At 40.4% G+C, this 13,012-nt stretch carries 7 protein-coding genes; 4 read left to right on the top strand and 3 right to left on the bottom strand.

Going from position 1 to position 13,012, the window contains the following annotated elements; translation table 11 throughout:
* Positions 1-43: 43 nt before the first annotated feature.
* The 3 genes from DWW23_RS17590 to DWW23_RS17600 all read right to left on the bottom strand — a co-directional run bounded on the left by DWW23_RS17590 (position 44) and on the right by DWW23_RS17600 (position 2,990).
* Complete coding sequence (locus tag DWW23_RS17590) at positions 44-1,168, bottom strand: metallophosphoesterase (protein ID WP_122354611.1); 1,125 nt, start codon at positions 1,166-1,168, stop codon at positions 44-46.
* 12 nt (positions 1,169-1,180) lie between these two features.
* Entirely contained in the window at positions 1,181-2,272 is a 1,092-nt protein-coding gene (locus DWW23_RS17595) for a metallophosphoesterase (protein WP_122354613.1), read from the bottom strand.
* Positions 2,273-2,357: 85 nt separating this feature from the next.
* Positions 2,358-2,990, bottom strand: a complete 633-nt coding sequence (locus DWW23_RS17600) for a SagB/ThcOx family dehydrogenase (protein ID WP_122354615.1) — start codon at positions 2,988-2,990, stop codon at positions 2,358-2,360.
* Positions 2,991-3,192: 202 nt separating this feature from the next.
* On the opposite strand from DWW23_RS17600, the gene DWW23_RS17605 reads away from it, so the two are divergent.
* From DWW23_RS17605 to DWW23_RS17620, 4 genes are all read left to right on the top strand, one after another.
* On the top strand, positions 3,193-5,682 hold the full coding sequence (locus tag DWW23_RS17605) for an outer membrane beta-barrel family protein (protein WP_122354617.1): 2,490 nt from the start codon (positions 3,193-3,195) through the stop codon (positions 5,680-5,682).
* A 187-nt stretch (positions 5,683-5,869) separates the two neighbouring features.
* Positions 5,870-6,274, top strand: a complete 405-nt coding sequence (locus DWW23_RS17610) for a hypothetical protein (RefSeq protein ID WP_122354619.1) — start codon at positions 5,870-5,872, stop codon at positions 6,272-6,274.
* Between the two features lie 604 nt (positions 6,275-6,878).
* The gene (locus tag DWW23_RS17615; protein WP_122354685.1) at positions 6,879-8,915 is read left to right on the top strand and encodes a glycoside hydrolase family 2 TIM barrel-domain containing protein; all 2,037 of its coding nucleotides are present in this window, start codon (positions 6,879-6,881) and stop codon (positions 8,913-8,915) included.
* A gap of 735 nt (positions 8,916-9,650) precedes the next feature.
* Positions 9,651-13,001 (top strand): TonB-dependent receptor, encoded by a 3,351-nt coding sequence (locus DWW23_RS17620; RefSeq protein ID WP_122354621.1) that lies wholly within the window; start codon positions 9,651-9,653, stop codon positions 12,999-13,001.
* Positions 13,002-13,012: the final 11 nt, after the last annotated feature.

The following is a 13,012-nucleotide window of genomic DNA, read 5'->3' on the forward strand; positions in this document are numbered from 1 at the left end:
TTCTCAATTCGCAGGTAGCATCTGTCAATGAGAAAAATATGATTTATTTGAACTTTATATGTAAAACAACCAACTCTGAGACAGTTCCCACCCTGTAAGGAGGCCCGGCTATACCGATACCCGAAGAGACATAGAACTGGGTCGGTCCTTTTTTATGATACCCGTAAGGACATTCATAGATCAGTTTCATTAACAGGGGATAAGGCCAGAGCTGCCCGTTGTGGGTATGCCCATGAAGGCCGAGATCGACACCGTTCATTGCCATTTCGGCGAATGACCAGGGCTGATGATCCAATACGATGATCGGTTTGGTTGTATCGATGTCTGCCATTAAAGTGTGTAAGGCTTTTCTCTTTTTGTTGACATAATCGTCCCTTCCGATCAGGTAAAAAGATGAATCCGGTTGTACGACCGAGTCTATCAGGAGCGTTGTCCCGGTTTTTGCCAACCAGCGGTATTTAGCGAAACGGTTGGCACGGTATTCATGGTTGCCATTGACGACATATACGCCTAAAGGAGCCTTTAGCTGTTGCAGGTCATCCTCGATATGTTCCATTTCTGCAAAACGTGATTCGTAATCCATTATATCGCCTACTAATACGACCATGTCCGGATGCTGTGCATTGCTCAAAGAGACATATCGCTGTACCATCTTTTTCCCTATCACTTCTCCGATATGCAGGTCGCTCATCATCACAACCGTAAGGCTGTCACGTTCGCTGCTACCTTTCGGAAGAGTCACATATACCTCTTTCACGATCGGATGGGCGACAGTCAGATAGGCTTTGATCATCAGTCCGGTAACTCCGATGATGATCACAAAAAACAATGTCAGTTTGGTTTGTTTCCAGTGTCGGGTAAGCCACTGGGGGAACCAATGGAAAAGACGGTTCGACAATCTGATCACTTCCAGCGTCAATAAGGAAAGCGTGATATAGACAGACGCTATATACCATGAATTACAGATATATTGAATAGGCGTCATGATATTATCCGGCAATTCTTTGCGGAAAATAAATCCGAAGAAATAGAGAGCCAGTTCAAGTACAAAGAATAACGTATAAGGAATACGCCAGCTCTTTTTTGCCGGTATTGCCTGATAACCCCGCCAAAAGATGTAGGGATTCAACAACAGTTGTGCTACGATCGATTGAATAAAGACTTTCATATTTTGCTTGCCTTACTTGAATGCAATATTGAATACCACCATTTCGCTGTTTGTCCCGATGCGGAAAGGCGGTCCCCAAAGCGATAAGCCTGAAGATACATAAATATGGCTGTTTCCCCATTGTTTGTATCCGTAACTTTGCTGGAACAGGCGGTCGGTCAGTAAACTCATCGGCCAGATCTGTCCGCGGTGTGTATGCCCGCTGAACTGGAGGTCTATACCGGCCTTTTCCGTTTCCTGCAGGTCATACGGCTGATGATCCAAAAGAATAACAGGTTTGGCCGGGTCAATGTTTTGTGATAATGTCCGGAGAGACAAGCGCGACGGATTATGGCGGTCATCGCGTCCGGCAATCTGTAATCCGTTGGGAAGTGTGATCACGGTGTCGCGTAAAAGTTTGATCGGTGTCGACCGGATGAATTCGGCGCTTTTCTTTATTCCGCTGATATATTCATGATTTCCGGGAACCATATAGATACCTTGCGGAGCCTGTAGCTGCGATAACTCTTCCTGCATATTCTCTGCGTAAAGAGGCGTCACGCTGTTATCGATCAAATCGCCGCCGATCAGAATTAAATCCGGTTTTTCGGCATTGATCATGTTTACATATTTCTTCAACTGTGCCTTGTTCGTTCCATAACCCAGGTGAACGTCGCTGATAGCAACCACTTTTATCGGGGATGAATTGTTGTTGACAACCTTGTTGATAACTATGTTGAAAACTTCTGTCTTTGGGTGTTGGTAATGATAATATCCGTAGCTTAACAGGCTTAAAGTCAGTAGTAAAGATATATAGAACCCATATTTGAAACTCCCGTTGAAAAGTTTGAATATATCGAATGCAACCAGGAACAGCACCATATATAAGGTAAATACCAGCCAGCCGGTACCCACTTCATGGATCGTATGCGCCAATACATCCGGATATTTTACATTCCTGGCCAGCATACTGACGGCAAATGAAAGCGCACAACTCCAAAACAGAACTGTCAGAAGTACTTTCACACCAAAGGGTTGGGCCACGAGAGCTTGTGCCCCCCTCGTAAATATATAGATATTCCCTGCGAAATAAGCGCAAAAGAGGGCAATGAAAATTGTAGGCATTTTGTCAAATTTTCGGCAAATGTACATAATAATCTTCAATTCATTTGTGAAAAAAGGTTTTGGCTATTTTAGTCGGTGTCCGTTCTTATTTCGGGTATCCCACCGGATTGTTCATCATCAAAACCTGGCTGTCGGATAATTTAAGGATCTTTTTCAGGGCAGCCTGATCCATGGTCGCTCTGGGAACTGTCGATAATCCGATCCCGGCACAGCATAAATTGATATTCTGCGATACAATCCCTGCATCCATGGCTGCCATCAGTTTTGTATGATCACCTACATTTCCGAAACGGGAAAGATCGGATACCAAAACAAGAGAAACCGGAGCCTCTTTCACAAAATCCTGTCCGGCACCTACAGCCCCGCGATGATCGCCTTTAGCTATCGGGTTTAAAGCATGTGCTTTGGCGTCATACAGATAAGCACCGTCTTTCATGATCACGTAAACGTCGATATCTTGTTTGTTTAAAGCGGAAGGAGCCGTACGCTTTCCATCTGTCCGGTTAATGCCGTTGGCTGCCCATAACAAGTCTGAAAGGTCCTGGGCGCTTAATTCTTTGGATGCGAATTCGCGGTCGGAATGACGGTCGGAAAAAGCTTTCATGACTGCTGTTCCTCGTGTCTTGTCCGGAGCATTGAGTTTAATGACTTTAAGATCTTGTGCACTCATAACTGAAATGAATAATAAAGCGGTTAAAAGGAATGAAATCTTTCTCATATCTATATTTATTAATAGTAACTCTTACAAATTTAAAAGAAATTCATCTAAACAAACAGCAAAATACATCTTTTACAAATCTTTAATCCTGTTAAATACGAACGTTTCGTAGAATCTTCTACATTTGCATCGGGTTTACACTTAAATTAAATTGTTATTTGAATAATAAATCAATCGATAACCTCTAAATTCTTTAAATTTGATGAAAGAAAAACTGCTCTACTTAGTGTTGGTGTTGATGATGGTTGTGCCTTTCCGTGCACAAAGCCAAAATGCCGCTGACTACACGATCAAGGGACAGGTCGTTGATTCCCTGTCTAATGAAACAGTTCCTTATGCTACGTTAAACATCGCTTTGGCAAATGCCCCTCAGAAAGCGATTAAATTGTTGGCTTGTGATGATGACGGTAAGTTTACCACTACCCTGAAACAACCCGGAAAATACATCATATCCATGCAATCGCTGGGGAAAGTCCCTGCAGTAAAACATTTTACCTTGTCTGAAAACAAGAAAAGCCTGGATCTGGGAAAGTTGTATATGAATGATGATTCTCAGCAGATCAAGGAAGTGACGGTTACTGCCCAGAAACCATTGGTGAAGGTAGAAATAGATAAACTTACCTATAGTTTGGAAGATGATCCGGAAGCACAAACTAATAATACATTGGATATGCTTCGGAAAGTTCCTATGATTACTGTTGATGGTGAAGATAAGATACAGCTGAAAGGTTCTACCAACTTTAAAATATATATGAATGGTAAACCTTCGAATCTGTTAAGCGGGGAAAATTCTTCAGATGTATTAAAAGGTATGCCTGCAAGTTCAATTAAGAATATTGAAGTAATTACTGATCCGGGTGCCAAATATGATGCAGAAGGTGTGGGTGGTATCATTAATATTATCACAACAAAGAATGCGCTGCAAGGGTATACTGGAAATGTTCGTGCAAACGCAAGTACTTTAGGACGCTTTGGTGGTGGCGCGTATATTTCAGCTAAAATAGGAAGTCTAGGGTTGACAGCCAATTATAACTATAATAATCAGAATTCCCCGTGGACTGATTCTTATATGAATCGTGAAAATCTGATTCCGGGTAAAGAGAGTATTATGAATCAAAATGGCCGTAGTAAGCGTAAAGGACCTTTTCAATATGGTTATTTAGAAGCAAGTTATGAGATTGATACATTGAATCTTATTAGTGTTGGAGCCAATTTGTTTAGAGGAAATAGTAAAAATCTTTCAGAGAATTTTGTGGAAATGATTAATCAAAATCCTGATTTGGCTTATCATTATGATCGTAACAGTTATGCTAAATATGTGTTTGGTTCAACTGATTTAAATGTGGATTATCAGCACTCAACCAGTAAAAAAGATGAATTACTTACTTTCTCATATCGTTTCAGTAATTCTCCAAATGATAACGAAGGTCGTTCTGAATTGATAAATATGGTTAATTATCCGGATTCTCTATTGTATCCGCAATGGAATATCAATGATGCAGCAACGACGGAGCATACCGGGCAGGTAGATTATACAACACCAATACGGAAGAATCATACCTTGGAAGTAGGGGGTAAATACATATTCCGCCAAAGTGATAGTGAAACGTTGCGTCAGATATTAAATTCTACAACATCTGTTTGGGAAGATAAATCTGAATTAAATAGTGATTTTAAGCATACTCAGCATGTATACTCTGGTTATTTGGGTTATGCGTTGAAATTTTCTAAATTTGGAGTAAAAGCAGGGGTACGTGCAGAAGGTACAAGTTTGAGTGTAAAGTATGCTAAGGCACACGAGCAAGATTTTAGTACAAACTATTTTGATGTTGTACCGAATGTGACTTTCTCTTATCAGATAGGGATGACACAACAGATGCGTATTGGTTATAATATGCGTATTCAGCGTCCTGGTATTTGGTATTTGAATCCATATAGAAATACAACAGACCCGGAAAATATTTCTTATGGTAATCCGAATTTGGATTCGGAGAAGAGTAACAATGTGAATTTCAATTATAGTATGTTTTCGCAGAAGTTAAGTATTAATGTAAGTACTAACTATACATTTGTAAACAACTCTATTGAACGTTACACTTTCGTTAATTCGGATGGAATAGCCGAGTCGACTTATGGAAATATAGGAAAGCAACAAAGAGCGGGTCTTTATCTTTATGGTAGTTGGAATCCCATACCGTTATTCCGTATTAATTTGAATGCAGGTGGTAATTATGTGGATTTACAAACGAATTCTACTCAGGAATTGAATATGTCAAATAGTGGTTTCACTGGATATATATACGCTGGTCCCCAGCTTAATCTACCAAAAGATTTTGTTATAAATGTCTATGGCTCTTATTCATCTCCCTGGATTACTTTGCAGGGAAAAGGGTCTTCCTATTATAATGTAGGGCTCTCTGTAAATAAGAGTTTCATGAAGAAAAAATTAACGGTTTCCTTAAGTGCCAATAATCCATTCTGGAAGACTCTCAAGTTTGAAAATGAAACATCAGATCCTACTTTCCGAATGTATTCTGTGAACCATTGGAGTTCTCGTGATTTTCGTATTAGTGTATCCTATCGATTTGGAACATTGAAAGATGCGATTAAGAAAGTAAGACGTGGTATCAGTAATGATGATCAAAAAAGTGGTGGTGAAAGTAGCGGCGGTGGCGGCGGACAAAGCATGTAATTCCGGTATAAATATTTATAATGTATTACACTATCATTTAAATATTAATCTTGTTTATCAAAGTATCTTCTTTTGTACTATTAAATGTTAATACAGAAAAATATTATTGGATTATCATTTGATAAATAGTGAAAAATGATTAGATTTAACACGATATTATTTATGTTTAATTAAAAAATCTAAGACAATGAAGATCAAGAAGAGTTTTATGAATTGTTTGCTGATCATGACAGTCATGATCTTTTGTTGTGCATCACTGAGTGCCCAACTTAGAATTGAAGGTGCTACGGATGTTGTAGAAGGAACGACAGCAACGTATCGTTTAGCAAATTTGCCTTCCAATTATACTAGTATTAGTTGGAATACGAATGGATCCTCTTTTGGTGGAGATGAATATTTAAGAATTACATGGAATTATCCTGGTCAAGGATATATAAATGTAGTGGTATATACGAGTGAAAAAACTTATTATGCCGATTTGACAGTCAATATTAGACGGAAAAATTATTCATCTAAAGAGAAAGAACAAAAATATGACAATGATGAAAATTATTTAGACACTAAAGTTTTAAAAATAAATAGAGATGAATAAAAGAATTAGGTTTCGACATTCTTTCATAATCGTTTACTAGAACTTAAGTTATAATATGATTAAATTGACATATTTGTAATAGAGAATTTGTGAGAAAGGATTAGATTTATTTTAATCCTTTCTTTTTGTTTTTATGCGATATGTTACATTTATTTGTCAATTAGACATCACTCCCTAGACTCGATGTTTAGAAAACAATATGCGAATAAAGTGTCCGGGTATTTCTATCCGGACCTTTTTTTATTCCCTTGCGATCTGATTTTATTTTTCCGCCTTACTAATTCAAATTACTACGGCTACTAATCAATGGTTGACAACCATCAACCGAACGGCTCATAATTATCGGCCGATTGGCTCATAATCATCAACCGAACGGCTGACAATTATCGGCCGCTAAACAGATAGGTGGGAAAATCTTCTAACATAGTATAGATGAGCAATGAAGAACGGCATGAAGATTCGGTATAAAGCTACTGATTTTTTTCTCTCAGTTACTCATAAAAAGCCATACTTGGACAAAAAAGTACCTTTTCTTAGACAAAAAGTGCCTTTCTTCCTGAAAGGATCGTTTTATCTTTGCTATCGGAATAAAGAAATAAATAACATGAAACACATTCTTATCGGTTTACTGCTGGTATTGTGCAGTACATTAACTTATGCCTCCCGCAAGGAGATACTTCTGAATAACGACTGGATGTTCCGTTTTTCTCACCAGGTGCAGAAAAACAGTGCAGAGAGAGTCAATTTGCCACATACCTGGAACAGTGGGGATGCCCTTTCCGGAAAACAGGATTATTATCGCGGAATGGGAAATTATGAAAAGAAACTTTTTGTAAAACCCGACTGGAAAGGTAAACGGCTTTTCCTGCGTTTTGAAGGTGTCAATACCGTTGCAACCGTATTTGTCAATTCTGTTTGCCTGGGTGAACACAGAGGTGGTTACGGTGCTTTTGTATTCGAAATAACAGATAAGGTAAAATATGGGGCTGAAAATGAGATATTGGTAAAAGTCAATAATGCCTTACAGCTGGATATAATGCCATTGGTCGGCGATTTTAATTTCTATGGTGGTATTTATCGAGATGTGAATCTGATCATTACCGATCCGGTTAATATTTCATTGACCGATTATGCTTCCCCCGGTGTCTATCTGATCCAAAACAAGGTGACAAAAGAACAGGCCGATGTAAAGGCAAAAGTACTTGTATCGAATAGCTCATCTGAAAACGTGCCGGTACAGGTGAATGTAAAGATATGGGATGGAAACAAGATTGTGCAGCAACAGGATCTGAATCTGACGGTGGATGCCGGTCAGGTACATACGGCAGGTTTGGAGTTTTCCATTAAGAACCCTCATTTGTGGAATGGCCGGAAAGATCCGTTTATATATCGTACGGAAGTGACTTTGCTGGCAGACGGTAAAGAAATAGACAGAGTGGTTCAGCCGTTGGGGCTTCGTTTTTACCATGTGGATGCAGAGCAAGGTTTTTTCCTGAACGGCGAACATCTGAAGTTACGTGGCGTATGCCGCCACCAGGATCGTGCGGAGAGGGGAAATGCCTTATATAAAGAACACCATGAAGAAGATGCTGCCATTATCGCAGAGATGGGTACGAATGCCATCCGTCTGGCACATTATCCGCAAGCTACTTATTTTTATAATTTGATGGACAAATATGGTATCGTGGCCTGGGCTGAGATCCCGTTTATCGGGCCGGGCGGTTATCTGGACAGAGGATTCAACGATCTGCCTTCTTTCCGTGAGAATGGGAAAGAACAATTGAAAGAATTGATCCGCCAGCATTATAATCATCCGTCTATCTGTTTCTGGGGATTGTTCAACGAATTGAAAACACACGGGGATAACCCGATAGAATATATTAAGGAACTGAATGAACTGGCTCATCAGGAAGATCCGACGCGCCCGACAACGGCTGCCAGCTTCCTGTCGTATGACAGCGATATCAGCAAAATTACCGATGTGATTGCCTGGAACCAGTATTTCGGCTGGTACGGAGGTTCCCCCTCTGATATGGGGAAATGGCTGGATGCCAATCATAAAGCCCATCCGGACTATAAGATCGCTATCAGTGAATACGGTGCCGGAGCCAGTATTTATCATCAGCAGGATTCAATTAAGCCGGGCGTAGCTTCCGGTTGGTGGCATCCGGAGAATTTCCAGACTTTCTATCATATGGGAAACTGGGAGGCAATAGCTGAACGTCCGTTCGTTTGGGGATCTTTTATCTGGAACCTGTTCGATTTCGGAGCTGCCCATCGTACGGAAGGCGACCGCCCGGGTATCAATGACAAAGGACTGGTTACATTCGATCGTAAAGTGAAGAAGGATGCTTTCTATTACTATAAAGCGAACTGGAATAAAGACGATAAATTCGTTTACATCGCTAACCGACGCCATCGCGATCGCACTACACAAGTGACGGATGTAATGGTTTTCTCAAATTTGCCGGAGGTAGAACTGTTTGTGAACGGCAAAAGCATGGGAAAACAGACACCGGATAATTATGCAACTTTTGTGTGGAAAGGAGTAAATCTGGCGGATGGAGAAAATGCGATAGAAGCTCGTGCCGTTCAAAAGAAAAACAGTATAACGGATAGTGTGAACTGGACTTGTAAGTAATATAATAGATGGTTTTTTTCTACTAAATTGTAGTTCTTGCAAAAAGAATGATAATTGGATAAAGGTTATTGGGAATAATTTTAGTAGGAAAGTCTTTAAGGGATAGGGTGTTAGTGATTAATGCCTTATCTCTTTTTTTATGTTTTGAATGTAGTTCTTGATGGACTATGGAGATTTAAAAGGCAAACATTATGGGCGCAAATGTAATCGAATGTTTTGTTTGCGAACACATAAATTCGTCTGATTGAAGTGCACAAATTGTCCACAAAGAGAAAATTAACAAAGGCTGTATGTCTTGATTACATGTAACTTAGTTCTTTTTTCGCGTTTGCATTTTATAATACAGTTTCTATTGAGCGTATTACCTTTTGGTCTGTCAGAGAGCAATTGATATATAAGTGTTTTGTGTTATATTCCGTTCATTGTGGTAAAATATTTCCCTCTGATAGAAAAAGAGTCTTTTTATTTGAAAGTTTCCCCGGCAAATCCAAACAAAATACATGCCGGATGGCAACATTATTTAATAAACAGGTAAATACCAAAACTTTAATGAACTCGATGAAATATACCAACTTGAAAGTAACCCCGGATTTTTTTGATAAATAATCTCCATAGTCCATCAAGAACTATTGCATTTAAGTTAAGCGAACAAAACTAATTATCCTTTGTACTTCAAAAACAAAAGGGGTTTTGGCGTACATAATTATTAATTCATTAACTAAATCTGGTGTTATTATGACGAAGGATTTTAATTGTTTTTATTTACCCAGGGCGGTGTTTGTTGGAGCGACAATGTTCCTGGCATCGGTTGGAGTGGCATCTGCCAGTTCGTCTATTTATGGACCTGGTACTTCAGGTACCAATGTTTCGCTTGCATCTCCACAGCAAGCGCAGAAAATGGTGAGTGGAGTAGTGGAAGATCAATTTGGCCCGGTTGCAGGAGCAAATGTTGTAGAAAAAGGAACCACTAACGGAACCATTACCGATATGGAAGGTAAATTTACGTTGAACGTTTCACCAAATGCTATTCTGGTCGTTTCTTTTATCGGTTATACAGAGCAACAAATTCCTGTAGGCAATCAAACTTCATTTACTATTCAGATGAAGGAAGATTCTCAGGCTTTGGATGAGGTGGTCGTTGTAGGTTACGGCACACAGAAGAAAGTGAATCTGACAGGTTCTGTTTCTTCCGTCGACTTTACGGAACAAGCCGCAAGTCGTCCTATTACTAATGTTTCATCGGCTTTGGGTGGTTTGTCTGCCGGCTTGCAGGTTATGCAGAGTAAAGGTAATCCGACCGACGATGGCGCAACGATCCGTGTTCGTGGTACAGGTACATTGAATAATGCCAGTCCGCTGGTATTGGTCGACGGTATGGAGGCCTCGATGGATGCCGTTAATCCACAGGATATCGAGACTATTTCAGTATTGAAAGATGCTGCATCTGCTGCTATTTATGGTTCGCGTGCTGCTAACGGTGTCATTCTGATTACGACAAAGAAAGGTAACCGTGAAAAGATCCGCGTAACTTATTCGGGTACTTTCTCTATGGCTCAACCTTCCAATCTGCTGGATTTTGTAACGGATTATCCTACGCATATGCGTTTGATCAATGAAGCAAAATTCAATGAGGGTTTTGATCCTACATTTTCTGATGCAACGATCTCTGCTTGGGAAGCAGCCAATGCTGACCCGAATGGAGTAAATGAAAATGGCGTTCCTAACTGGCTGGCTTATCCGAATACCGACTGGAATAAGGAAATGTATAAAAATAATCTGGTTCAGGATCATGTCGTTTCTGTTAACGGTGGTAGTGAAAAGGTTACATTTTTATTGTCAGCCGGTTATATGGACAACCCCGGTTTGGTTGAAAACACAGGTTTGAAACGTTATACTTTACGTGCAAATGTAGAGGCTAATGTAAATAAATGGCTGACTGTGGGTACGCGTACCTATGCTATTATGAACGATAAGGAACAGGGAAATTATGCCGATACCGGTATGTTGAATTTTATCCGTCAGACAACTCCCGGTCTGATCGGTATGTATGACGGAAAGATGGGATATAAGGAAGCCGCAGAAGAAAGCTCGACTGCCAACAATATATGGGCTTACCTGAAACAGACTGACGGACAGAATCGTTCTTCCCGCTTTAATACGACAATATATAGTAAGATAAAGTTCATGGAAGGGTTGAGTTGGGATTTTAATTTCAACTATGGCCGCCGCTTTGACGAATATAATTCACATACGGTTCCTCTGCCACGTTACACATTCAGTAATGGTGAGGTTGCTGCTACGGGGACGACACCCGACCAGATGACAACGACCTGGAAGTCGTATGCCGAAGAAACATATACGCTGGAAAATATCCTGCGTTATGACAAAAGCTTCAAAGGTGGTCACGACCTGAACGTAATGTTGGGTTACAACGAATACTTTTATAAACAGTATGAACACAAAGAACAGAAAAAAGGATTGATAGACCCGAGTATTAATGTACCGGATGCTGCTACCGAAATGTTATCAAGCACGGGTACAGCAAAAGACGAATCTCTTCGTTCTGTTTTCGGGCGTGTGAATTATGCTTATATGTCTAAGTATCTGTTTGAAGCGAATTTCCGTTATGACGGTTCTTCCCGTTTCAATTCAGACTCACGCTGGGGTATCTTCCCTTCATTCTCTGCAGCATGGCGTTTGTCGGAAGAAGAATTCATGAAGAGTATCGGTTGGTTATCTAATCTGAAAGTTCGTGCTTCATGGGGACAGATCGGTAACAATCGTATCACCGATAAAGATGGTTATCAGGACTATTACGGTTATCAGGCTACCTATAAAACTTATAATTATTCTTTCGGAGGAAAACAGGCTGCTGCTTTGGCTCAGAACAGGATCGGTAACTCCCGCCTGGAATGGGAAAGTACCACTGTAACGAACTTTGGTATCGATGCCGGATTTTTGAATAACCGTTTGACTGCCGAAGTGGATGTGTATAACAAGGTAACAGACGGTATCTTGACAACGCCGAATCTGCACCTGACAATGGGTATCAAAACTCCGCCGACAATGAATACGGCAGAAGTTACGAACCGTGGTTTTGAAATGACAATAGGCTGGAAAGATCATGTCGGTGATTTTAACTATGCAGTTTCTACCAATTTTTCTTACAATCATAATGAAGTTACCAAATACCTGGGTAAGTACGAAGCCGGTTGGGTAGAGAAAGACGGAAAGAAAGTGTGGCAGTCGAATATCGGTGATGTCTCTGTCGATAAAGACAAAGGGCGTATCGTAGAAGGGCATCCGATCAAAGAATATTATACATTGAATACTTACTCCGGTAGTGGTTCTCATTTCAACAGCGATGGTTCCGTCGATATTCATGGTGGTCCGAAAGACGGTATGATCCGCACGGAAGATGATATGAAATGGTTGAATGCCATGATCGATGCCGGTTATAAATTTATGCCGAACCAGAGCGTAGGTAGAAATAACATTTATTATGGTGATTTGATTTATGCCGACTTGAATGGCGACGGTATCTATGGTAGTTCTTATGACTATGACTTTCAAGGTGCTTCCGCTATGCCTAAGTTCGGGTATGGTATCAATATCAGTGCAAGCTGGAAGAACTTCGATCTGAGTATGCTGTGGGCCGGTAACGGCGGCTTTAAATTGTACTGGGAAGAGGACCCGTATAATAGTGTGGCTATCAGAAACGGATTTGCTGTCTCTGAACGGGTTGCAAACGACCACTACTTTTATGATCCTGAGAATCCTGGTGATTCAAGAACCAACCTGAGTGGTTATATTCCCCGTTTGGTTGAAAACTCAAAGCAAAGCCGTCAAACGAGCAATTATTATCTGTACAACGGTACTTATATGAAGCTGAAGAATCTGACGCTCGGTTATACATTGCCTTCGACCTTGACCGATAAAGTTTCTGCCGAAAGAGTACGCGTCTATCTGTCTGGTGAAAACTTGTTTACCATAACGTCATTCCCCGGCCAGGATCCGGAAATGGGTGCATCTACAAACTATCCTTCTTTGCGTCAGTTTGCTGCCGGTATTAGTGTTACATTCTAAAAGAGAAAAGA

It is taken from the genome of Parabacteroides sp. AF14-59 (assembly GCF_003479515.1).
Classification (GTDB): domain Bacteria; phylum Bacteroidota; class Bacteroidia; order Bacteroidales; family Tannerellaceae; genus Parabacteroides; species Parabacteroides faecis.

Coding starts and splice junctions, on each gene's coding strand:
- DWW23_RS17590 (WP_122354611.1), bottom strand. CDS start 1,168: ATGAAAGTCTTTATTCAATCGATCGTAGCACAACTGTTGTTGAATCCC.
- DWW23_RS17595 (WP_122354613.1), bottom strand. CDS start 2,272: ATGCCTACAATTTTCATTGCCCTCTTTTGCGCTTATTTCGCAGGGAAT.
- DWW23_RS17600 (WP_122354615.1), bottom strand. CDS start 2,990: ATGAGAAAGATTTCATTCCTTTTAACCGCTTTATTATTCATTTCAGTT.
- DWW23_RS17605 (WP_122354617.1), top strand. CDS start 3,193: ATGAAAGAAAAACTGCTCTACTTAGTGTTGGTGTTGATGATGGTTGTG.
- DWW23_RS17610 (WP_122354619.1), top strand. CDS start 5,870: ATGAAGATCAAGAAGAGTTTTATGAATTGTTTGCTGATCATGACAGTC.
- DWW23_RS17615 (WP_122354685.1), top strand. CDS start 6,879: ATGAAACACATTCTTATCGGTTTACTGCTGGTATTGTGCAGTACATTA.
- DWW23_RS17620 (WP_122354621.1), top strand. CDS start 9,651: ATGACGAAGGATTTTAATTGTTTTTATTTACCCAGGGCGGTGTTTGTT.